22 protein-coding genes are annotated in these 20,850 nt (G+C 65.6%); 11 read left to right on the top strand and 11 right to left on the bottom strand.

Features of this window, described 5'->3' with window-relative positions:
• Positions 1 to 63 precede the first annotated feature (63 nt).
• Together ACQP0C_RS04060 and ACQP0C_RS04055 are read left to right on the top strand one after the other, a co-directional pair.
• Entirely contained in the window at positions 64 to 462 is a 399-nt protein-coding gene (locus ACQP0C_RS04060; protein ID WP_433730680.1) for a winged helix-turn-helix transcriptional regulator, read from the top strand.
• Positions 463 to 1,125: 663 nt separating this feature from the next.
• Complete coding sequence (locus ACQP0C_RS04055; protein ID WP_433730678.1) at positions 1,126 to 1,542, top strand: PPOX class F420-dependent oxidoreductase; 417 nt, start codon at positions 1,126 to 1,128, stop codon at positions 1,540 to 1,542.
• Between the two features lie 148 nt (positions 1,543 to 1,690).
• On the opposite strand, the gene ACQP0C_RS04050 is transcribed toward ACQP0C_RS04055, so the two are convergent.
• From ACQP0C_RS04050 to ACQP0C_RS04040, 3 genes are all read right to left on the bottom strand, one after another.
• Complete coding sequence (locus ACQP0C_RS04050) at positions 1,691 to 2,395, bottom strand: polysaccharide deacetylase family protein (protein WP_433730676.1); 705 nt, start codon at positions 2,393 to 2,395, stop codon at positions 1,691 to 1,693.
• 96 nt (positions 2,396 to 2,491) lie between these two features.
• Positions 2,492 to 3,892, bottom strand: a complete 1,401-nt coding sequence (lpdA, locus tag ACQP0C_RS04045; protein WP_433730674.1) for a dihydrolipoyl dehydrogenase — start codon at positions 3,890 to 3,892, stop codon at positions 2,492 to 2,494.
• 975 nt (positions 3,893 to 4,867) lie between these two features.
• Positions 4,868 to 5,842, bottom strand: a complete 975-nt coding sequence (locus ACQP0C_RS04040; protein ID WP_433730672.1) for a dipeptidase — start codon at positions 5,840 to 5,842, stop codon at positions 4,868 to 4,870.
• A 169-nt stretch (positions 5,843 to 6,011) separates the two neighbouring features.
• Here ACQP0C_RS04040 and ACQP0C_RS04035 point away from each other — a divergent pair, with 169 nt between their 5' ends.
• The 3 genes from ACQP0C_RS04035 (at position 6,012) to ACQP0C_RS04025 (ending at position 9,729) form a co-directional block, all read left to right on the top strand.
• Positions 6,012 to 8,069 carry a prolyl oligopeptidase family serine peptidase gene (locus ACQP0C_RS04035; protein WP_433730670.1) on the top strand — a complete coding sequence of 686 codons (2,058 nt, stop codon included), beginning with the start codon at positions 6,012 to 6,014 and terminating at the stop codon, positions 8,067 to 8,069.
• An 83-nt stretch (positions 8,070 to 8,152) separates the two neighbouring features.
• Positions 8,153 to 9,070: an alpha/beta fold hydrolase gene (locus tag ACQP0C_RS04030; RefSeq protein WP_433730668.1), complete on the top strand. Its 918-nt coding sequence runs from the start codon at positions 8,153 to 8,155 to the stop codon at positions 9,068 to 9,070.
• Positions 9,067 to 9,729: a TetR/AcrR family transcriptional regulator gene (locus tag ACQP0C_RS04025; protein WP_433730666.1), complete on the top strand. Its 663-nt coding sequence runs from the start codon at positions 9,067 to 9,069 to the stop codon at positions 9,727 to 9,729. Before ACQP0C_RS04030 ends, ACQP0C_RS04025 begins: the two co-directional genes overlap by 4 nt.
• Here ACQP0C_RS04025 and ACQP0C_RS04020 read toward each other — a convergent pair.
• Both ACQP0C_RS04020 and ACQP0C_RS04015 read right to left on the bottom strand, forming a co-directional pair.
• Positions 9,726 to 10,157 carry a nitroreductase family deazaflavin-dependent oxidoreductase gene (locus ACQP0C_RS04020; RefSeq protein WP_433730664.1) on the bottom strand — a complete coding sequence of 144 codons (432 nt, stop codon included), beginning with the start codon at positions 10,155 to 10,157 and terminating at the stop codon, positions 9,726 to 9,728. The genes ACQP0C_RS04025 and ACQP0C_RS04020 overlap by 4 nt on opposite strands.
• A 9-nt stretch (positions 10,158 to 10,166) precedes the next feature.
• The gene (locus ACQP0C_RS04015) at positions 10,167 to 10,601 is read right to left on the bottom strand and encodes a winged helix-turn-helix transcriptional regulator (protein ID WP_433730662.1); all 435 of its coding nucleotides are present in this window, start codon (positions 10,599 to 10,601) and stop codon (positions 10,167 to 10,169) included.
• Positions 10,602 to 10,669: 68 nt separating this feature from the next.
• Between ACQP0C_RS04015 and ACQP0C_RS04010 the strand changes: the two genes are divergently transcribed.
• Together ACQP0C_RS04010 and ACQP0C_RS04005 are read left to right on the top strand one after the other, a co-directional pair.
• Positions 10,670 to 11,152, top strand: coding sequence for a luciferase family protein (locus tag ACQP0C_RS04010; RefSeq protein ID WP_433730660.1), 483 nt, complete (start codon positions 10,670 to 10,672; stop codon positions 11,150 to 11,152).
• Between the two features lie 16 nt (positions 11,153 to 11,168).
• Positions 11,169 to 12,095, top strand: a complete 927-nt coding sequence (locus ACQP0C_RS04005; protein ID WP_433730658.1) for an NADP-dependent oxidoreductase — start codon at positions 11,169 to 11,171, stop codon at positions 12,093 to 12,095.
• Between the two features lie 5 nt (positions 12,096 to 12,100).
• Here ACQP0C_RS04005 and ACQP0C_RS04000 read toward each other — a convergent pair whose 3' ends face one another.
• The 4 genes from ACQP0C_RS04000 to ACQP0C_RS03985 form a co-directional block, all read right to left on the bottom strand.
• Positions 12,101 to 12,961, bottom strand: a complete 861-nt coding sequence (locus tag ACQP0C_RS04000; RefSeq protein WP_433730656.1) for an alpha/beta fold hydrolase — start codon at positions 12,959 to 12,961, stop codon at positions 12,101 to 12,103.
• 50 nt (positions 12,962 to 13,011) lie between these two features.
• Positions 13,012 to 13,644: a TetR/AcrR family transcriptional regulator gene (locus tag ACQP0C_RS03995; RefSeq protein ID WP_433730654.1), complete on the bottom strand. Its 633-nt coding sequence runs from the start codon at positions 13,642 to 13,644 to the stop codon at positions 13,012 to 13,014.
• 233 nt (positions 13,645 to 13,877) lie between these two features.
• Positions 13,878 to 14,678 (bottom strand): HAD-IIA family hydrolase, encoded by an 801-nt coding sequence (locus ACQP0C_RS03990; RefSeq protein WP_433730652.1) that lies wholly within the window; start codon positions 14,676 to 14,678, stop codon positions 13,878 to 13,880.
• A gap of 58 nt (positions 14,679 to 14,736) precedes the next feature.
• Positions 14,737 to 15,192, bottom strand: coding sequence for a DUF2867 domain-containing protein (locus ACQP0C_RS03985; RefSeq protein WP_433730650.1), 456 nt, complete (start codon positions 15,190 to 15,192; stop codon positions 14,737 to 14,739).
• Between ACQP0C_RS03985 and ACQP0C_RS03980 the strand changes: the two genes are divergently transcribed.
• Positions 15,191 to 15,799 (top strand): TetR/AcrR family transcriptional regulator, encoded by a 609-nt coding sequence (locus tag ACQP0C_RS03980; RefSeq protein ID WP_433730648.1) that lies wholly within the window; start codon positions 15,191 to 15,193, stop codon positions 15,797 to 15,799. The genes ACQP0C_RS03985 and ACQP0C_RS03980 overlap by 2 nt on opposite strands.
• Before the next feature lie 488 nt (positions 15,800 to 16,287).
• Here ACQP0C_RS03980 and ACQP0C_RS03975 read toward each other — a convergent pair whose 3' ends face one another.
• A complete protein-coding gene (locus ACQP0C_RS03975; RefSeq protein WP_433730646.1) occupies positions 16,288 to 16,608 on the bottom strand; it encodes an ArsR/SmtB family transcription factor in 321 nt (106 codons plus the stop codon).
• A gap of 46 nt (positions 16,609 to 16,654) precedes the next feature.
• On the opposite strand from ACQP0C_RS03975, the gene ACQP0C_RS03970 reads away from it, so the two are divergent.
• On the top strand, positions 16,655 to 17,836 hold the full coding sequence (locus ACQP0C_RS03970; protein ID WP_433730644.1) for an MFS transporter: 1,182 nt from the start codon (positions 16,655 to 16,657) through the stop codon (positions 17,834 to 17,836).
• 44 nt (positions 17,837 to 17,880) lie between these two features.
• Here the strand turns inward: ACQP0C_RS03970 and ACQP0C_RS03965 are convergent, their stop codons facing one another.
• Positions 17,881 to 18,339 carry a MarR family winged helix-turn-helix transcriptional regulator gene (locus tag ACQP0C_RS03965; protein ID WP_433730642.1) on the bottom strand — a complete coding sequence of 153 codons (459 nt, stop codon included), beginning with the start codon at positions 18,337 to 18,339 and terminating at the stop codon, positions 17,881 to 17,883.
• 126 nt (positions 18,340 to 18,465) lie between these two features.
• On the opposite strand from ACQP0C_RS03965, the gene ACQP0C_RS03960 reads away from it, so the two are divergent.
• Both ACQP0C_RS03960 and ACQP0C_RS03955 read left to right on the top strand, forming a co-directional pair.
• A complete protein-coding gene (locus tag ACQP0C_RS03960) occupies positions 18,466 to 19,479 on the top strand; it encodes an SMP-30/gluconolactonase/LRE family protein (protein WP_433730640.1) in 1,014 nt (337 codons plus the stop codon).
• Between the two features lie 190 nt (positions 19,480 to 19,669).
• Positions 19,670 to 20,848 (top strand): DUF6585 family protein, encoded by a 1,179-nt coding sequence (locus tag ACQP0C_RS03955; protein ID WP_433730638.1) that lies wholly within the window; start codon positions 19,670 to 19,672, stop codon positions 20,846 to 20,848.
• Positions 20,849 to 20,850 lie beyond the last annotated feature (2 nt).

The raw sequence follows: 20,850 nt of genomic DNA, 5'->3' as shown, positions 1-20,850 counted from the left end.
TAACTAATAGTAAGCACTATGCATTCCGTAGACACTTTGGTCAAGTTAGGTACTATCGAATCCATGACCGCTCAGCGCCCGCCGTCGGCGAATACCGACGACCCGACGCTGGAAGCTGACGTATTCGCCCGAAACTGCACGTCACGACCGGTGCTGCAGAATGTGGCCAGCCGCTGGGGCACCCTCGCCCTGGTCGCGCTGCGCGAGGGGCCGTACCGATTCAGCGCCCTGCGCCGCCGCGTCGACGGCGTCAGCGAACGCATGCTCTCCCAGACCCTGCAGGCCCTGGAACGCGACGGCATGGTGCATCGCGAAGTCCACGAAACCATCCCGCCCCGAGTGGAGTACACCCTCACCGACCTCGGCGCCGAGGTCGCCGAACGCCTGGAAAGCCTGATCGTGGTCCTGGAAACAAATATGCCCCGAGTCCACGCAGCCCAGGCCGCCTACCACCGCGACTAACCCCCCATCCCACATCTCACCTCGGCCACACGGCGCTCGCCTGCCGAGCTCGGGCTGTCGCATAGGTATCCGCCATCGCGCACAGGCTGCAGAGCCTGTTGCCGAATTGGCGCGGGTTTTGGCCGTGACGCAGATCACGTGCCTATGTGGACGGCTGAGGCGCAATCATGCCTGCCGCTACGTGATTTGGTCTGTCGCTGTGACGGCGGTGTGACGGCACAATCGCATGTTCGGCGTATTCGGCAACAGGCTCTGCAACCTGTGTGCTGCAACCTGTGCGAACTGACCACTGCCTATGCGACAGCCGGCTTTCCGGTCGTGCAAACGATGGGCGTCGCTGCCGCCGTGCTCGGCTACGGCATCGCCTGGGGCTGCACCAAGGTATTCCGGTTCCGGTGCACCGGATCTCGGCGATCTCGATACGACTTCACGCCCGCAACCGGTGGCCTGAACCGCCACCAGTCGTAGCACCCACCGCTCAGCACCAACCATCGGTCCGCAACCCGCACAGCCGAGTTGTCGCATAGGCAGTGGTCAGTTCGCATAGCTTGCAACCTATGCGCGATGCCCGATACCTATGCGACCGCCACAGCTCGGCGGCAGCTAGTGGCGTGGAGCTGAAGGCGTGGGAAGGTCGGGCGGCGGTGGTCCGTTGAGGTGGGTATGGAACTTTCTTCTGCGCTCGACTTTGCTCGCGCCAACCGCCGGTCGGTGCTGACCACGATTCGCCGCAATGGGCGGCCGCAGCTGTCCAATGTGCTGCACGTCATCGGGGATGACGGGGTCATTCGAATCTCCATCACCGCCGATCGGGCGAAATATCACAACCTGGTGCGTGACCCGTGGGCCGCGATTCACGTGACCCGCGATGATTTCTGGGCGTACGCCGTCCTCGAGGGGCGCGTCGAGGTGACTCCCGTTGCCGCCGCTCCCGACGATGCCACCGTCGACGAACTCGTCGCCTATTACCGCGCGGCCTCCGGCGAGCATCCCGATTGGACCGAATACCGCGAGGCGATGGTCAAGGACCGCCGCGCACTGGTCCGCATCACCCCGACCCACGCATACGGAATGCTCTGACCGGCGACAGTACGGATCGGGATCGGCCGCAACGCACCCGCGCGGAATTCGCGGACGTGGCGTAGCAGTTCGTCGTGGGCTGCCGTCGTCCACTCAACACCATGTGCCGAATCCACGGGATCCCACAGAATTGTCCCCGACCGCGGATCTAGTGGCCGATCATATTCGAAACAGTGACGAAACTGTATCCCCTGGAACGCAATTCGCTGACGATCCGCGGTATCGCAGCCATCGACGCCTCCCCCTGGTCGCTCCAGACATGCAGCAGCACAATGGAACCCGGCCGCACCTCGGCCACCGTTTCCGCGACGATCTCATCGGTGCTCGCCACCTTGCCGGAGTCGGGCTCCACATCCCAGGTCACCGTGGTCCGATCATGGTCCGACAGATACTTCGGCAATGCCCACAGCTTCTTGCCGAACGGCGGGCGGAAGGTGATCGGCCCCTGATAACCGGTTTTGGCGATCTCGGCATCTGTGCGTTCCAGCTCGTTCCGAACGGTGTCGGCCGAGACGAACACCATCCGCTGATGGGTAAAGCTGTGGTTGCCGAGTTCGTGCCCGGCCTGCGCGATCGCCCGCCCGGCCTCCGGCCGCGCGGCCAGATTCTCGCCGATCAGATAGAACGTCGCCGGAATCTGGGCGTCCGCAAGGACTTTCAACACTTCGGGGTACTGCGCCGACGGCCCGTCATCGATGGTCAGCGCAACCACCTTGTCGTTGGTATCGACGCGGTGCACGATGCGACCCGCGAGTTGGTAGGTCCGCGAATTCATCAGGTAGCAGGTGCCGACCCCGAGCAGCACCACGACGGCAACCAACAGCGCACCAGCGATCAGCAACCTACGCAACATCAATCCGTGTATACCAGAGCGCCTTCGGCGACGGCGCGCACGAAAAACGGTGGCGCCCGACCCTTCCGGACCGGACGCCACCGTCTCGTCGAATGATCAGAAGTTGATCATGTGGCCAGCGAGGCCGTGGAACGCTTCCTGCAGCGCTTCGCTCAACGTCGGGTGGGTGTGGACGTTGCGGATCAGCTCGTTGACGGTCAGGTCCCACTTCTGGGCCAGGGTCATCTCCGGCAGCAGTTCGGAGACGTCCGGACCGATGAGGTGGCCACCGAGCAGTTCGCCGTACTTGGCGTCGGCGACCAGCTTGACGAAACCGGTCGGATCGCCGAGGCCGTGCGCCTTGCCGTTGGCGGTGAACGGGAAGGTGGCGACCTTCACGTCGTAGCCCTCGTCGCGGGCCTGCTGCTCGGTGAGGCCGAAGCTGGCGACCTGCGGCTGGCAGAAGGTGGCGCGCGGCATCATCCGGTAGTCGCCGAGGGTCAGCGTCGGCGCACCGGCGATGGTCTCCGCGGCCACGACACCCTGGGCCTCCGCGACGTGGGCGAGCTGCAGCTTCGCGGTCACATCGCCGATGGCGTAGATGTGCGGCACATTGGTGCGCATGTTGTCGTCGATGACAATCGCGCCGCGCTCGAGCGCGACACCGGTGTTCTCCAGGCCGTAGCCCTCGACCCGGGGCGCGAAGCCGACGGCCTGCAGCACCTTGTCGACGGTCACCGTCTCCAGGTTGCCGGTCTTGTTGTCCTTGATCGACACGGTGACCTTCGAACCGTCGTCGTCGATCGTCTGCACGGCCGCACTGGTGGTGATGGTGATGCCGAGCTTCTTGTACTGCTTGGTGATCTCCTTGGAGACGTCGACGTCCTCGTTCGGCAGCGCGCGATCCAGGAACTCCACGATGCGCACGTCGACGCCGTAGTTCTTCAGGACGTAGCCGAACTCCATGCCGATCGCGCCGGCGCCGACGATGAGGATCGAGCCGGGCAGGTCGCGGGTGAGGATCTGCTCTTCGTAGGTCACCACATTCGCGCTGAGCGAGGTGCCCGGCAGCAGCTTGGTGACGGTGCCGGTGGCGATGATGACATTCGAGAAGGTGATCGTCTCGGTGCCGCCGCTGGAGAGCGCGACCGAGAGGGTGTTCGCGTCGGTGAAGGTGCCCGCACCGTCGAACTCGTCGATCTTGTTCTTCTTCATCAGGAAGTGGACGCCCTTGACCCGGCCGTCGGCGACCTTGCGGCTGCGGTCGAACGCGACGCCGAAGTCGAAGCTCACATCGCCGGAGATGCCGAAGGTCTTGGCTTCCTTGGTAAAGATGTGCGCCAGTTCCGCATTGCGCAGCAGCGCCTTGGAAGGGATGCAGCCCACGTTGAGGCAGACACCACCCCAATACTTCTGCTCGACGATCGCGGTACGGAGGCCAAGTTGTGCCGCGCGGATGGCGGCGACATAACCGCCAGGACCGGCACCGAGAACGACAACGTCGTAATGGGAAGTCACGTCGTCGAGCCTAACTCCGTCACGCACACTTCACCCACCTTCCCCCTGCAACTATGAGACGCGCACCACATGGCGCAGCAACTTTCCGGTGCGCAGGTGGACACGGAGGCGCTGTGACGCCCTGGCTGTCCGGTTCGCCACAATGTGGCAGTGAACTAAATGCGCTCATGCTGCCAGCAGGTTCGATAGCCGATCGATATCAACTCGGCCCCATGCCGGTCGGGGCACACGGCACATCGCAGCGGACGTCCCGTGAACATTATTTACTCGACGCCGCCCACCGCCGGGCTTCCGCGATAGGCCCCTCACCGGTTCCGATAGAGCGGGATGAACCGAGGTTGGATAGATCGGTCCCACCCACCTTCGACCCCGCCCGACAACACCGCATCGACTCACCCGAACCGTCCAGCCCTCGGGGCAGCAGACGGCGTTCGACGCGGATGGTTTTCGACGCGGCGGACGGTCGTCCACACAGCAGACAACCGTCGCAGGCGGACCAGGGTCGGCACGACCGACAGCCGTCAGCTCGGCGGACGGACGTCGGCAGGACCACCCACCCCAGCACCGCCCACACCGCACCGTCCAGCCAGCTCGCTCGGATCCACTCGACTCCCGGTCCGAGCGGCGGACAGTTGTATCGGCGCGGCAGACAGTCGTCGACACGACGGACCGACCTCGTGACGGCGGACAACCGTCAACAGGGCCGCCCGACCTCGTCACGGCGGACAACCGTCAACAGGGCCGCCCGACCTCGTCACCGCGGACAACCGTCAACAGGGCCGCCCGACCTCGTCACCGCGGACAACCGTCAACAGGGCCGCCCGAGGTCGACACGGCCGGCGACCGTCCCCACGGCGGATGGACAAACGTCGCCGGGACCACCCACCACGACACCGGCCACGACACTGTCCACCGAGTTCGATCGGATCCGCTCAACTCCCGGTCCGACCGCGACGGCCGACAGGACGCACGCCGCTAGTCCCGCCAGACCTGCTGGGCGACACGGGCGAAGTTGCCACCGAAGACCGCCGCCCGGTCGGCCGCGCTGAATCCACGATCGGCCAGTGCCGCGTCCAATCCGGGCAACTCGTTCAGCCCCAATAGATCCTCGGGCGGAACCCATTGCAGCGGACCCCATTTCGTATACGCGTCGGAAAACGCACCCGGATCCTGCATGAGCATGTCATTGAAATCCTCGGCGTCGAAGGAGTAGTCGGAGCCGACGCCGATATGTTCGATGCCGACGAGTTCGACACCGTATTCGATATGCGCGGCCATGGCCCGCACCCGCGCGGCACGCCCATCAATCGCATTCTGCCCCAGAAAGATTCCCACCCCATTGATGCCGATGACCCCACCGGTCGCCGCACAGGCCAGTGCCTGCGCATCGGTGATATTGCGCGGATGCTCCCACAATGCCGCGAAATTCGAATGGCTGTAGATCATCGGGACCGCGGTGCACTCGGCCAGATCCAGTCCGGTCCGTGGCGAGCAGTGCGAACCGTCGACGAATACGCCGACCTCGTTCTGCTTGCGCACCAAGTCGCGACCGTAGGCGGTCAGCCCGGTGTCGTCGGTGTCCAGGCAACCGCAACCGGCCGCATTGGCGTGGTTGTAGGTCGGCAGCAGTGAGCGAACACCCAACTCGTAGAACATCTCGACGTTATCCAGATCGCCGCCGAGCGGCCCCGAATCCTCCAGATCGAAGGCCAGCGCAATGGCATCGGCCGCACCGATATCGGCGAATCGCTCGACCAGTCGGAAACGACCGTCGCCCAGCGCATCCCGACGGAACTTGCGCAGTAATGCCAGCGAATCCTCGGTCGACTGCCGCGAATATCCCACGTTCACCGATAAATACGATCCGAGCGGATACCGCGCAAGGTCCGCGATCCGCGCCGAATGCAGTAGCGGCAGGCAGCAGTGCTGCTCCCAGAGAAACTGTGGCAAACCGGCCACCTCCCGGTCGGATCGGTCTCGGAGCAGCGATCCTACTGAGCCGACCGGTAGGTACGACACCCGCGGACCCGATGTCGGGCAACCCGTAACAACGTGCCCGATATGCCCGATTTAGCGAGTGATATCTCACCTTCCGAGGACCCTCGGCAACAATGTGGACATGACGGGCGTTGAGTTAACTGTGACCGATCCCTACCTGTGGCTCGAAGAAGTAACCGATGAACGGGCCCTCGACTTCGCCCGCGCGCACAACGACGTGGTCGTCGAGCGTTTTGCCAGTTCCGATCGGTTCACCGAACTCGAGCGCCGCATCCTCGACATGCTCGACACCGATACCAAGATCGCCTACCCGGGCCGCCGCGGCCGGTGGCTCTACAACTTCTGGCGCGATGCCGAGCATCCGCGCGGGTTGTGGCGGCGCACCACCTTCGCCGAATACGCCAAGGAGTCGCCGGACTGGGATGTGCTGATCGACCTGGACGCGCTCGGCACCGCGGAGCACGAGAACTGGGTATGGGGTGGCGCCGCGGTGCTGCGCCCGGAACAGTCGCGCGCGCTGATCAGCCTGTCCCGCGGCGGCGCCGATGCCAAGGTGGTGCGCGAATTCGATATCGAAACAAGGGAATTCATCGATCCGGCGGACGGCGGCTACTTCCTGCCCGAGGCGAAGTCCGAGATCCGCTGGATCGATATCGACTCGGTTTATGTCGGCACCGATTTCGGTCCCGGCTCGCTCACCGATTCCGGATATCCGCGCATCGCCAAGCGTTGGCGGCGCGGCACCCCGCTCACCGAGGCGGAGACGGTATTCGAGGGTGAGCCCGGCGATGTCGCGGTCTCCGCGGGCTACGACCGGACACCGGGCTACGAACGGCATTTCGTCGGCCGCGCCACCGACTTCTTCAATGAAGAGGTTTACCTGCTCGAAGGCGACGGCAGCCTGCGGCATCTCGACGTGCCGACCGATGCCAGCGAATCCTGGTACAAGGATTGGTTCCTGGTGCGCCTGAAGTCGCCGTGGACGATCGCCGACACCACCTACCCCGCCGGTGCGCTACTGGCCATCGACTTCGAGAAGTTCCTCTCCGGCGCAAGGGAATTCGAGGTGGTCTTCACCCCGGACGCGCACACCTCGTTGCACGGCTACGGCTGGACCGAGAACCATCTGCTGCTCATCACCCTGGAGGATGTGCAGACCAAGCTCTACGTCCTCACCCCCGGCCCGGACGGCTGGCACCGGGAACCGCTGGCCGACACCCCACCGATGGCGACCACCAGCGTAATGAATCTGGATCCGCTCGAGGGCGGCGACGAATTCATGCTGACCACAAGCGGATTCACCACTCCGGCCACCCTGCTGGCCAGCGCGGTCGGCGGCCGGACCGAACAACTCAAACAGGAACCGGGCTTCTTCGACGCCGATGGCGTCGAGACCGAGCAGTTCTTCGCCCGGTCCGATGACGGAACCATGGTGCCGTACTTCGTGATCCGACACCGCGATCGCAAGGGCACCCCCGGCCCGACGGTGATGTCGGGCTACGGCGGCTTCGAGGTCTCGCGCACCCCCGCCTACAGCGGCGCCTCCGGGATGGGCTGGCTGGAACGCGGCGGCACCTGGGTGATGACCAATATCCGCGGCGGCGGCGAATACGGCCCGCAGTGGCATACCTCGGTGCAGAAGGCCAACCGGCACAAGGTCTATGAGGACTTCTCCTCGATCGCCAAGGATCTGGTCGACCGCGGCATTACCACCCCGGAGCAACTCGGTGCGGTGGGCGGCAGCAATGGTGGCCTGCTCATGGGCGTCATGCTGACCCGCTACCCGGAACTGTTCGGCGCCATCGTCTGCCAGGTCCCGCTGCTCGATATGCGCCGCTACCACCTGCTGCTGGCCGGTGCGTCATGGACGGCCGAATACGGCGATCCGGATAAGCCCGAGGAGTGGGAGTACATCAGCAAGTATTCGCCGTACCAGAACGTCCGCGCCGACGGGTCCTACCCGCCGATCCTGCTGACCACCTCCACCCGCGACGACCGGGTACACCCTGGTCACGCTCGCAAGATGGCCGCACTGCTCGAGGAACAGGGCCGCACCGTCTGGTACCACGAGAACATCGAGGGCGGCCACGGCGGCGCGGCCGACAACAAACAGTCCGCATTCCAGGCCGGACTCATCTACGAGTTCTTCACCCAGATGCTGATGGAGCGGTCCGCCTGAGCCATCCCCCGGCCCGGTGCAGCGTGCACCGGGCCGATTTTCGCGCCGTTGTCTACAACGTAGACTTAGTCTACGTTGTAGACGTGACAAGCGAGAGCGCCGTACGAATCGTCGAGACCCCCGGCGCGCGACTGCATACCGAATCGGCCGGAACCGGACCGGACCTGGTCCTCATCCCCGGCGGCGGCGGTGACGCCGGAATGTACGAGGCGGTCGTCCCACTACTGACCGGCCGCTACCGCGTCGTCACCTTCGACCGACGCGGCAACTCGCGCAGCCCGTTCACCGATCCGCACGCCGCGATCGATATCGCGACGCAGGCGGCCGATGTCATCGCGATCCTCGACGCATACGCCATCGACCGCGCCCATATCTTCGGCAGCAGTGGCGCGGCGATCATCACGCTGGAACTGCTCGCCGCGCACGCCGACCGGCTCAACGACGCGGTCGTGCACGAAGCACCGCTCGTCCAGTTGCTGCCCGAGGCGAGTCCGGCGCGTTCGGAGCTCGCCGAGATCGGCGGGCTCGCGATCGAGAAGAGCCCGCTGCGTGCCTTCGCCGCATTCGGCGTGCTGACGATGCCGAATGTGCCACGGGTATTGCGGTCGAGCTTCGGACAGGCCTTGATGGCGGGCGGAACTCGGGTTTCATTGACGATCGGAGCCACGCTGCGGCGGATTACCCGAACTCGGCCCTCGACCATGACCCGTCAGCTGCACAATGCCGACCTGCTGCTCGTCCGCGAACTGCCCGCCTTCTGCTTCGACTATCAGCCGGACCTGGCCGCCCTGCGGAAGGTCGAGGTGCCATGGCGGCTCGGCACCGGGCGCGAGAGTGTCGGCAAGCCGTACTACCTCGCCACCCACGCACTGGCTGGCGAACTCGGCCGGGACTGTGTGGAATTCCCGGGTGGGCATGTGCCCTACCAGTTGCGGCCGGAGGAATTCGTCGATCGGCTGCTCGAACTGTTCGACGAAATGGGCGAAGGGACCTTGCGATGAACCGACCAGCCGGGCGCAGGCAACCGACACCGAGCACCCGGACCGCACTCAACCGTGATTACATCGCCGCGGTGGCACTGACCGTCATCGATACCGCCGGGCTCGACGGCTTCACCATGCGGAAATTGGGTGCGGCGCTCGGCGCGGACCCGATGGCGGCCTATCGGCACTTCACCGATCAGCAGGAGCTGTTCGACGGCATCGCCGAGGCGATGTTCGGCGAGCTGGAGATGGAAACGCTGCCGTGGCAGGCCGATTGGCCGGAGTTGATGAGCGCCTATGCGCATCGGCTGCGTTCGGCGTTGCGGCGGCACCCGAATGCGGTGCCGATCTTCGCCACCCGACCGGTCCGCAGCGCCGTCGCGATCGAGACCGGAAATTGGATGCTGGAACGCCTGCAGGGCGTCGGCTTCACGCCCGCGGTGGCCCTGCAGTTCGCCCGCTGCCTGCGCGAATACGTGGTCGGGCACATCCTGAGCCATACGGTGGCCGCCGTCGCGGCACAGCGCAGCCGCAAGCCCGCGCCGGACGCTCCGAACTACAACACCCTCGCCGCGGCCGCCGATGCCGCCGCGGACAGCGATCACTTCGAGATCGGCCTCACCGCGATGCTCGACGGATTCGGCAAGCATCTCGGCGGAAAGCCCAGCCGCGTTTAGGAAGTCCCGTTCGTCCGGGTGAGTACCACGACCGGGATCTCCCAGGACACCTTGGCCTGAAAATCGGCCAGGAACGGCGAGACCACCAACTGACGCTCCCAAAGCTGTTGCCGCTCAGCACCTTCGGCAACCGAAGCGATCACCGACCACGACTCGTTCCCGAACTCGACGGCGGCTTCGGGATGCGCGACCAGATTGTGGTACCACCCCGGACGGCTCTCCCGCCCGCCATTGGCGGCGAACACGACTACTCGATCACCGTCGCGCTGGTAGGCCAGCGGCCAGGTGAATACCGCGCCGGTGCGCGCACCGGTCGTGGTGAGGAGCAGCAGGGGTATGTTCGCGAACTGGCCGCCGACCACCCCCGCATTGGCGCGGAACTCCGCGACGATCTCCCGATGCAATTGCCGCCGTTGCTCATTCGACACGACCCCAGCCTATGACGACTTACCCGATTGCGCCTCGTCGTAGCGCAGGCGCGCGCTCGCCACATATTCGCGATGCCCCTGCGCCCAATCGATGAGCGCGTTGACCTGCGTCGACAGCGTCGCACCGACGGGTGTCAGCTGGTAATCCACCCGCGGCGGCGAGGTCGGCGTCACCGTGCGCGCGACCAGACCGTCACGTTCGAGGCTGCGCAACGTGAGGGTGAGCATGCGCTGCGAGATCCCCTCGATCGAGCGCTGCAACTGCGAATACCGTTGCGGCCCATCGGTCAGCAAGGCCATGACCAGCACACTCCACTTGTCGCCGACCCGATCCAGCACATCGCGGAGCTGACACAGCGCCGCCCCCTCGCCGATCGGTTCATCACCGGTCACCGCACGCACATCGGTGTTCGGTACGCGGGTCAAAGTGCCTTCTTCCGCCACCAGCCCATTGTCGACAAGATCTCACTTACACACAAGAAGTAACCAACGAACAGAAAGTGTGGTGAGACATGGATATTGATCTCGCGGCTCCGCCGCGCCGGTCCGGTGTCCGGCCGACCACGACCGGCCGAGAAATACCGCACGACCAGCTCGACGGCTTCTCTCCGGCTGGGATCCGGGCCGCCGTGATCGAATACGCCCAAGCGCTACCCGACGTATTCACCGGGCCGAGCCAGGTTTCGGAACCGAGCTCGCTCGCCCTGCGGTTGCGCGATCCACGCGGACCGTGGGAAGCCTTCCTGCACCCGAGCCGCGACGAATTCGGCCACATCCACCGGAGCGGATTTCTCCACCTCACCCTGCCCCGCGAGGTCATACCGCCACTGACCGAGGCGGGCTGGATCGAACCGCATCCGATCACCAGGCGGCCGGAATGGCCGGACACGATCGTCATGCTCTACGCGCCCCGCGATGAATCCGAACTCGACCTGGTCATCGCCGCACTGCACGCCTCATGGCAACGAGCCGCCAACCTCACCCCCACGAAATAGGAAGCGAGACACAGCAATGCGCGCAATCGCGTTCACCGACTTCGACCGGCCCGCGACCCTCACCGAATTGCCCGTGCCCGTACCCGGACCCGACGAAGTGCTGGTCCGGGTGCGGCACACCTCGATCAATGGCTTCGACCTCGGCGTGCTCGGCGGCTATCTGCGCGGGGTGTTCGAGCACGAGTTCCCGGTCGTGCTCGGCAAGGATTTCGCGGGCACCATCGCCGCCGTCGGCGCGCAGGTCACCGACCTGGCCGTGGACGAAAAGGTATTCGGTGTCGTCATGCGGGCAACGCTGGGGCAGGGCAGCCTCGCCGAATATGTGGCGGTGCCAGCGGGTTACGGCATTGCGCGGATCCCCTCCGGCCTCGACGACGCCGCAGCGGGCGCACTCGGCCTCGCCGGGACGGCCGCGCTCACCGCACTCGACGCGCTCGAACCGAAACCCGATGCACCCCTAGTGATTTCGGGTGCGACCGGCGGCGTGGGCGGCTATGCCATCCAACTGGCGACGGCCCGCGGCGCTGTCGTCATCGCCACGGCACGGCCCGGCGATGAAACCGACTTCGTCATGGCACTCGGCGCCCACCATGCCGTCGATCCCGCCGACCTGGTGGACCGAGTTCGCGAACTCGCCCCCGATGGCGTGCCAGCCGCACTGCATCTGGCTGGTGACGGCGCAACCGTCGCCGGATTGGTCACCCGCGGTGGTCGATTCGCCTCCACGGTGCATTTCGTCCCGGCCGACGCCGCCGATCGCGATCTGGCCACCATCGATGTCATGGCCGATCCGAGCCGGGCCAATCTGGATCGCCTGGTCGCAGATGCCGCGGCGGGCACACTGCGCATCCCGATCACCAAGCGCTACGAACTGGCCGAGGCCGCAACGGCGATCGCCGAGTTCACCGGTGGCGCCCTCGGCAAGCTGGCGGTCACCCTCTAGCAGCGTCAGCGGTCCCGCAACCACTTCTCGACCTGATCGACGGTGCTGCTGTATTTGCGGATCCAGCCGTTGTGTCCCAGGGATTCCGGCTGCACCCAGGTCGTCACGTCGGCCTTGGGCATCTTCGCCAGCAGATGCGCCGCCGAACTGCCGGGCGCGAGATCGTCATCGGTCATGGTGATGGACAGCACCGGCAGCTTCAGCCTGCCGATCCGCTCCTCGTAGTCGATATCCGCCCCGACCGGCTGGAAGCGACCGGTGCGGGCCAGCCGGGCCCAATCGGAGATCAGCACTTTCGACTGGCGCCCGAACCCGCCCACCGAGATCCGGTCACCGGGCCAGAAGCCCGCCAGATTGGCCGTCATCGAGATGGCCGCGGTGCCGACCAGCATGCCGGGACCCGAAATCCCGCGGAAGCCACGGTGATACGGGGTGCCGGAGGCGATCAGGATCAGTCCGCCGAGCCGGCCACGAATGCGTGCGGCGTACAGCACGGCGAGCTGGCCGCCCATGCTGTGGCCGAGCAGGTACGGGGTGCTGTCCGGGAATCGGTCGCGCACCACCGAGAAGATCGCCGGGAAATCGACCGAGACCAGTTCGTGGTAGCCGTAGCTGCTCGCGGCGCTCGGGCGCGGCCTGCTGTCACCGCCACCGCGCAATTCGCCGATGGCCGCGTCGAAACCGCGGGCGGACAGTGCGGTGGCGAACAGTTCGTAGTACCCCGCCGGAACACCGAGGCCGGGCACCAGCACCACCACCGGACGGGGCGCGTCCGGCGTCACCGGATGACGGTGCGTCCCGCTCGCCGGAAACAGCCGCACCGGCACGGTGCTGCCATCCGGCATCTGGATGGGAACCTTCTCCATGATGCGCACCGTACCGCGCGATGATCACCGATCGACCGGAGCGACCCGTGCTACGCGCCGACCGCACCCATGATCACTCGGCTGAGCACCCGGATCACATCGTCGAGCGGCGGCCGCGGATCCGAACCGCTCCAGGAGTCGACCACATAGTTGACCGCGCCGATGATGGCCAGCACCCGCATCTCGTAATCGCCCGTGGGGATTTCGCCTTGCATGGCGGCATCCTCGGCGGCGCTGGCGAGTAGCGAACCCCAGACCCGGCGCAGTTCCAGCCGGAACTTCTCGACCTTCGGCCCGGCGCCGACGACCTCCACCAGCGCCACGCGCGCCTTACGCGGATCGGCGCCGATGGATTCGACGTAAGCGCGCACGGCCGCGTCGATGAGTTCCAGGGCGGTCGCATCCGACTTCTTGTCGAGGGCGGCGGTTACCGCTTCGCGCGATTCCCTATCGATCTGCTCGTAGAGCTCGAGTAGGAGGGACTCGCGGCCGGTGAACTCCTCATAGAACTGACGTGAGGAGAGTCCGGCGTCCTTACAGATCGCGCCGACCGAACTATTGGCGTAGCCATCGCGCGCAAAGACCGTAAGGCCCGATTCCAGAAAACGCGCACGCCGCTGACGTTGCCGGTCCTCTACGGGTTGCCCGGCATACATTCGTCCCGTATTCGCATCCTGTGACATTGGGCCAGACAATACCTAAGCGTCCGATGCCCTTGTCATGGATCGGGCTGTTCGTCTCAACCTTCGGCCGACATCGTGTTAGCCGAAAGTTGGCCGCCCGGTTGCTATTGCGCCGAAATCTCGCTTCTGTCCGATCTAGCTACCGCCACACACCTCGTCACTGGCTGTTTGCCGACGCGGACGACACCGAGAGGTTCGGCACGCCGAAAGTGTTTTGCAGGAGTTTTTTAGAATTATTTTCCGTTGTTCCGGAGACCTTTCAACAACGCGGGCAGATCCGCAACGGAATCAATGACGTGATCCGGCGCCGACGCCGCCCCAGCTAACACCGCGGACCGGAATTTCCCGGTGCGCACCAGAACTCCGGTCATGCCGACCCGCTGGGCGGCCAGCACATCGGAGTGCAGATCGTCGCCGATCATCAACACCTCTGCCGGATCGAGCCCCATCAGGTCCGCGCAGGTCCGAAATCCCGCCGCCTCGGGCTTGCCGATCACCGTGATCTCGGCATTGCCAGCGGCCGCCAGACCCGGCAGATACGCACCGGAGTCGATGCGAAGTCCGTCATCGGTGGCCCAGGTCAGGCCGCTGTGCATCGCGACGACCGGCACACCGTCCAGCATCAGCTCGGCCACCCGACTCAGCGCGCGGTGGGTGAATTCCGCACCGGCACCGCCGATTACGACGACATCCGGATGTTCGTCATCGAGGGTGAGATCAGCGAGATCGGGCCGGATATCGCCGTGGTTGAGCACCCAGACCCGCGCATCCGGATAGCGACGGCCCACATACTCACCGGTGAGCCGGGCGGCGGTGACGATCTCGTCGGCGTCGACATCGAATCCGGCGCCCCGCAGCCGCTCGGCGATCTCGTCGCAGGTGCGTGAAGTGGTATTGGTGAGAAACGCTCGGCGCAAACCGGTTTCGCGTATCCGGCGCACGGCGTCAGCGGCGCCCTCGAGCTCGCGCCATGAGGTCACCAGCACGCCGTCGATGTCGTAGAGCACACCGCCGATCCGAGTGTCGCCAGACATGGATTCAGCCTACGGCCGTCGGCCCGAAGTCGTCGCCGCAACCGCCCGGCATGGCGTGTCAGCGGCCGACGCGGGCGAATTCACGGGCGGCGCGTGCCAGCATCCACGGCACCAGCCGACGGTGGAATGGGCGAACGACGGCGAAATACCGTCGGCCCCAATCACTTCGGTATTTTACCAAGGAGGTGATGGTGACCGCGCCATCGTCGACGAGAACCGAGACGAGAAAGTCGAGGACCGACATCGCATCGGCCGTCACATGCTCACGTTCGTCGCTTTCATGATCCGGAAAAGGCTTGCCGAAGAATATCTTTCGGGTCCATTCACGCGGATCGGCGGGAGCGCCCGGCGGCAATGCTATTTCGTAGGAATCGATGTAATCCCAATTCGATCCCGATGCGCGCGCCAGGGCCGCCCTTTCGGGAATCTCGACTCGTCCACGAGCAGGCATCACATTCCTCCGGTCAGTCCATACGGAAGCGTATGGACTGACCATACGATAGCGTACGGGCATGGCACAAGAGGGCAGGAGTGCGACCGCGAAGTCGTCGGCGCCGCGACGACTCAGCGCCGACGACTGGGCCCAGGCCGCGCTGGACGCACTGGCCGCGGGCGGCCTCGCGGCGGTCGCGGTGGAACCCATCGCCAAGCGGCTCGGCACCACCAAGGGCAGCTTCTACTGGCATTTCAAGGATCGCGCGGCCCTCATCGATGCGGCACTGGCGCGCTGGGAACAGCGCAGCACCGACGATGTGATCGCCGAGATCGGTGTCGAGACCGATCCGGCCGAGCGGTTGCAGCGACTGTTCGCCCGGGTCATCGACTACGCCGCCACCGGACGGATCGAATTGGCGCTCTTGGCCTCTGCGGACCAGGCCGCGGTTGCAGCGACATTGCGCCGGGTCGCGGACCGGCGCATCGATTACATTGCCGAACTGCTGCGCGAATTGGGTCTGACCGCCGGACAGGCGCGGACCAGAGCGGTTGTCGCCGTGAGCATCTACCACGGCTTCAACCAACTGGCCCGCGTCTCCCCCGACGCACTCCCGAGCACCGACGCCCAGCGCAGGACATTGGTGGATACGGCAGTTCAGAGCCTGCTGCCACCGAAGCGGCACTGACGCAATGGATCAGCTGCTGCCGCCACCACCACAACCGCCGCCGCCACCGCCGCCGCCGCAGCCGGATCCGCCACCGCAACTCGAGCCACCGCCACAGCTCGAGCCACCGCCACAACTGGACCCGCCGCCACAGCTGGAGCCGCCACCGTAACTGGACCCGCCGCCACTGTCGCCGCCGCGGCCGCCCGCACTCCATCGGCTGCTCCTGCGGCGATTTCGACTCCGTCGACCGCCGCCCGCAAGACTGATGTACGCGATCGTGCCGAACAACAGCAGCCCGGCCGTGACCTGCACCCAGATTGCATTCATAGTCGCCACCCCCCCGAATGACTTGCGAGGCTTGCCCTCGCTCCAAGTGCACCCGCTTCGACGTCGACGGTAAAGCCACTACTTTTGGGGCGTTTGAACAGGTCAACGGTGTGCGACCGGACAGCGGACAGTTCCGGTTCGCCCGAACCGCCACTGCCGAAACCCCATTCGAGACCGGGTCAGCGTTGCGAGGCGTTGATGATCGCGTCGAGCAGACCCGGAAAGCGTTCCTCCAGATCGTCACGGCGCAGCTCGACGAGCCGGTTGCGGCCGGAGACATAGGTGGTCGTGACGCCCGCATCGCGCAGCACCTTCCAGTGATGCGATGCCGTCGCGGCGGTGATCTCCACATCGAATTTATCGATGGCGCAGCTGAGCGGCTCGCGTACCCCGGCGAGCCCGCGGATCAGTTCCAGCCGAATGGGATCGGCGATGGCGCTGAGCACCCGGATCAGGTCCAGGTCGCCGGTGCTCGGCTGCGGTAGCTGACGCACGTTCATCCTCCGATCGTTTGACAACCATCGAATTATATCGCAGCATCATAAGATGCTTCGACAACCATCGAACAATATCTATCGATCTCTGATTCCACTCGCCGTCGGCACTTTCGTGCTGGGCACAGACGGTTTCGTACTCAACGGCATGCTTGCGCTCATCGCCCACGATCTGGACGTTTCGGTGGCCACCGCGGGCCAGCTCACCACCATGTTCGCCTGGACCTACGCCATCGCCTCACCGGTCATCGCGGCCGCGACCGGATCCTGGGACCGACGCTGGGTATTGGGTGGCGGCGCGGTGCTTTTCGTCCTCGGCATGATCGGACAGGCTGCGGCCCAGGACTTTTCGGTCATGGCCGGAGCGCGCATCGCGGCCGCGATCGGCGCGGCGGCATTCCAGGCCAATGCCTTTGCCGTGGCCGGAGTCGTCGCCGATGACGCGCACCGGGGGCGGGCACTGTCGGTCGTCACCGCCGGGATCACGTTGTCCGCGGTCGCCGGCGTGCCGATCGGCATCTTCGTCGAGCGGTGGATCGGCTGGCGCGGTGTGCTCTGGGCGATCGCCGCGGGCGGTGCCGTCGCGGCGGCGCTGGTGGTGCTGCTGCCGCGGGTCACCCTGCCGAGCACCGGATTGCGCGATCGCGTCGGCGTACTCGCGCGGCCCGCCGTGCTGCGGGTACTGCTGGTGACGACGCTGCAGATGACCGCGGCCTACACCACCATCGTCTACCTGCCGGTCGTCGTCACCCCATCGGTGCCGCAGGGACAGCTCGCATGGCTGCTGCTGGTGATGGGCATCGGTCAGGTCATCGGCAATGCGCAGGCGGGCCGGGCCGTCGACCGTTTCGGTCCGGCGCGCACGCTGACCGTCGGACTCGTCGGCAGCCTCATCGGACTGCTCCTGCTCGGCCCAGCCACCCACGCCACCTGGGCGGTCTACGCCGTACTCGGCGTGACCGGCCTCTTCGGGTCCGCGATCCTGATCCCGCAGCAATTCCGACTCTTCGCCATTGCCCACGACGCGCCGACCGTCGCACTCGGCCTCAATGGCTCGGCCATCTACCTCGGCAGCGGCATCGGCTCACTGCTCGGTGGCACGGTGCTGGATTCCTCGGGCGCGGGCTGGCTCCCCTGGACCTCGGCCGCGGTCGGCTTCGTCGCCCTCGCACTCGGCGTCGCCACCCTGCGCCGACCAGCACGCACCGAAACGGCGGCAGTCGCTCCGGCGTGAGAATCCCTGCTCCCCAATAGCTCCCGGACCGATCGGACCGGGAGCTATTTCTTCGGCGCGGATTCGGGGCGGATCGAGTCGAGCAGGTCGGCGCAGCGGGTGAGCAGTCCGCACAGGGCGGCATGCTCGGCTTCGGTGAATTCGGCGGCCAATGCGCGCTCCACGCGCACGGCATTCGCATCCGCCTGCTGCGCGAGCGCTGCGCCCGCTTCGGTGAGTCGGGTCTCCAAGACGTTCTTGTGCCAGGCGTGGGGTGTGCGCTCGATGAGGCCGCGGTCCTGGAGATTCGTCAGGATCGTATTCATGGTCGGCGGGGTCACCCCGCACAAGCGGGCCAGCGCCGCGGCGTTGATGCCCGGGTTTTCGATGAGAAACAGCAGGGCCCCGTACTGGGGAACGGTGAGGCCCGCCGGTTTGAGCGCCGCACTCTTCGCCGAGTTGAGAGCCTGTTCGGCGCGCTTGATGTAGGAGCCGAGGCGCTCGGAGGAGTGCATGGACGTCATGTCCGCATGGTATCTGCCCAACTTCTCATTAGCCCCTTGACGTTAGTTAGAGTTCTAATATAACTTCGTGCTCATTCCAAGATGCGAATGCATTCGGATGTTCGACCCCACCCAGGAGCCATGAGCATGTTCCGCACCATCTCGACCATCGCCACCGCCATTGCCTGCACCGCCGTCGCGGCCTGCGCAACGGCGACGGAGACACCGAAGGCCACGAACGTCAGCCAACCGACCACGCGCATCAGCACCGCATACGAACTGCCCGGCGACCGCGTCTACCCCGAAGGCATCGCCGCCGATCCCCGCACCGGCGACATCTATGTCGGCTCCTACGCCAACGGCGCCATCTACCGAGCCACACCCGGCGCGAAGCGCGCCGAGACCTTCCTGCCCGAGGGGGCCGACGGCCGCAAGACCGCCAATGGACTGAAAGTCGATGCGGCGGGGCGACTGTGGGTGATCGACTCAACGGCCGGGGTCGCGGTCTACGACACCACCAGCCGCGCACTGATCGCCCGCTTCGATGTCGCCGGCACCGGACCGCGCCTGGTGAACGATCTGGCCATCACGCCGAACGGCACCGCCTACCTCACCGACAGCCTGCGCCCGGTGGTCTACCGGATCACGCCGGAGCAGGTCACCGATGCGGCGGCACATGGCGGACGGGCCGATCTGACAACACAATTCGACCTGAGCGGCACCATCAGCACGCACGCACCGGACGCGTTCACATTGAACGGCATCGTCTCCGATGATTCCGGTCGCTATCTGCTGATCGTCGATATGGATTCCGGGGAGCTGTATCGCGTTGCGACCGCATCGAATTCGCCGGATCCGATCCGCAAGGTCACCATGCGCGGCGCCGACCTGAAACATGGCGACGGACTGGAATTGCACGGCGATACGCTGTGGGCGGCCCAGAATGCCAGCAATACGATTACCCGCTGGAAGATCAGCGACGATGGGGCGAGCGTCGAATTGGAGCGCACCGTCACCGATGAATCCCTGCGCATCCCTACCACCTTGATCCGCAACAATGATCGGACCCTGGTCGTGTCCTCCCAATTCGACAAGGGCGGGCCGATGGGACCGGGCACCCCGGTCACTCCGTTCGCCGTGCTGACCGTCGACGGCATCTGATCCGGCGTACGGCCGGTTCGCCAAACGGACCGGCCTTCGGGTTTTCCCGGCGAAACGCCCGTGCGGTCCGCGGCCGCACCACCGCCATGACGTAAGCTCGATCAACCGTACGCGAGCGGACTGGGGTGGCGGCCTCCGGTCGAGTGACATACGCTTCGCCGCGGAGGAAAACCGCCTCATGGAGGGACAATTGACCACTCCGAGCCATGGCGATGTCGGAACCGGCGGGCCACAAAAGGTTCCACTGTCGCAGCTGATCCACCTGATGTCCGAATATCAGAAGCTCGGCACACACCGGCAGACCTTTCTACCGGCGCCTGCGCGTGACACTTTTATGCGCGGCTGCGGGATCGTCGCGGGCGGATTCGCCGCGGTTGGTGTCATCTGCGCAACGGTCGGCGCATATCAGGGTGCACTCGCGGTCGGTCTGCTCGCCTTGATCCCCGCCTCGATGGCGTTCTTCCGCGGGCGGCACAATCGTCGGCACCGCGCCGCACGGCTCGACCTGTTCGACTACGGCATGACCGTGTACCGCTCCGGCGAACAGATCGCCGGATTCCGATGGGACAGCGCCGAAGTGCGCCAGCAGGTCATCCCGTTCCAGAATTCCGCGCTCACGGAATATTCGCTGCACATGACCGGCCCCGACGGCGCCGAGGCCGCATTCGACGACACCCTGTTCGCCGACGGCCGCGATTGGGGCAAGGCCATCCAGTCGGCCATTACCCTGGCCCAGCTCCCCCGTGCCGTCGCCGCCATCGACGACTGTGCGACGGTCTATTTCGGCGAGATCGCCCTCGATCTGACCGCACTCTACTTCCGCAGCAGGGCCTTCGCCTGGGAACAGATCCAATTGATCGACGCCCGAAGCGGATTGGTCCGCATGAAGGTGGACGGCATCTGGGTATCCCTCACCCCCGTCGGCCAGATCCCGAACTTCTACATCTTCAACGAACTCGCCGAACGGCTGCGCGTCGCCGCTGCCGCCGAACTTGAGCCGAACACCGACGCACCGGTCACCGAACTCGAACCCGCGACGGTTACCGAACTCGAACCCGGCTCGGCTTCGCTCGAAAAGCCGGTTGCCGAGACCGAAGCCGAGCCGCCCGCAGTTACCCCAACGATCGAACCCGAGACACCGGCGGTCGCCACTACGGTCGTCAAAGCCGAACCCGAGACACCTGTTGCCACCCCGACGGTTGTCGACAGCGAACCCGAAACACCCACAGCCACCCCAACAGTCGTCAACGCCGAACCCGAGACACCCACGGCAGAGGATGCCAAAGTCGAAGCGCCCGTTGCGAAGGTCGGCCAGAAGGGCCAACCCACCGACCGCGCAGCAGACAACCTGACCATCGCGTCGAATTAGTC

Source organism: Nocardia sp. CA-129566 (assembly GCF_050956075.1).
In the GTDB taxonomy this organism is placed as follows: domain Bacteria; phylum Actinomycetota; class Actinomycetes; order Mycobacteriales; family Mycobacteriaceae; genus Nocardia.
This window is presented reverse-complemented; position numbering and strand designations above follow the sequence as displayed.

Excerpts from the sequence above, each read along its gene's own strand:
- ACQP0C_RS04060 (WP_433730680.1), top strand. The coding sequence starts at position 64 with ATGACCGCTCAGCGCCCGCCGTCGGCGAATACCGACGACCCGACGCTG.
- ACQP0C_RS04055 (WP_433730678.1), top strand. The coding sequence starts at position 1,126 with ATGGAACTTTCTTCTGCGCTCGACTTTGCTCGCGCCAACCGCCGGTCG.
- ACQP0C_RS04050 (WP_433730676.1), bottom strand. The coding sequence starts at position 2,395 with ATGTTGCGTAGGTTGCTGATCGCTGGTGCGCTGTTGGTTGCCGTCGTG.
- ACQP0C_RS04035 (WP_433730670.1), top strand. The coding sequence starts at position 6,012 with ATGACGGGCGTTGAGTTAACTGTGACCGATCCCTACCTGTGGCTCGAA.
- ACQP0C_RS04025 (WP_433730666.1), top strand. The coding sequence starts at position 9,067 with ATGAACCGACCAGCCGGGCGCAGGCAACCGACACCGAGCACCCGGACC.
- ACQP0C_RS04010 (WP_433730660.1), top strand. The coding sequence starts at position 10,670 with ATGGATATTGATCTCGCGGCTCCGCCGCGCCGGTCCGGTGTCCGGCCG.
- ACQP0C_RS04005 (WP_433730658.1), top strand. The coding sequence starts at position 11,169 with ATGCGCGCAATCGCGTTCACCGACTTCGACCGGCCCGCGACCCTCACC.
- ACQP0C_RS04000 (WP_433730656.1), bottom strand. The coding sequence starts at position 12,961 with ATGGAGAAGGTTCCCATCCAGATGCCGGATGGCAGCACCGTGCCGGTG.
- ACQP0C_RS03995 (WP_433730654.1), bottom strand. The coding sequence starts at position 13,644 with ATGTCACAGGATGCGAATACGGGACGAATGTATGCCGGGCAACCCGTA.
- ACQP0C_RS03990 (WP_433730652.1), bottom strand. The coding sequence starts at position 14,678 with ATGTCTGGCGACACTCGGATCGGCGGTGTGCTCTACGACATCGACGGC.
- ACQP0C_RS03980 (WP_433730648.1), top strand. The coding sequence starts at position 15,191 with ATGGCACAAGAGGGCAGGAGTGCGACCGCGAAGTCGTCGGCGCCGCGA.
- ACQP0C_RS03985 (WP_433730650.1), bottom strand. The coding sequence starts at position 15,192 with ATGCCCGTACGCTATCGTATGGTCAGTCCATACGCTTCCGTATGGACT.
- ACQP0C_RS03975 (WP_433730646.1), bottom strand. The coding sequence starts at position 16,608 with ATGAACGTGCGTCAGCTACCGCAGCCGAGCACCGGCGACCTGGACCTG.
- ACQP0C_RS03970 (WP_433730644.1), top strand. The coding sequence starts at position 16,655 with ATGCTTCGACAACCATCGAACAATATCTATCGATCTCTGATTCCACTC.
- ACQP0C_RS03965 (WP_433730642.1), bottom strand. The coding sequence starts at position 18,339 with ATGACGTCCATGCACTCCTCCGAGCGCCTCGGCTCCTACATCAAGCGC.
- ACQP0C_RS03960 (WP_433730640.1), top strand. The coding sequence starts at position 18,466 with ATGTTCCGCACCATCTCGACCATCGCCACCGCCATTGCCTGCACCGCC.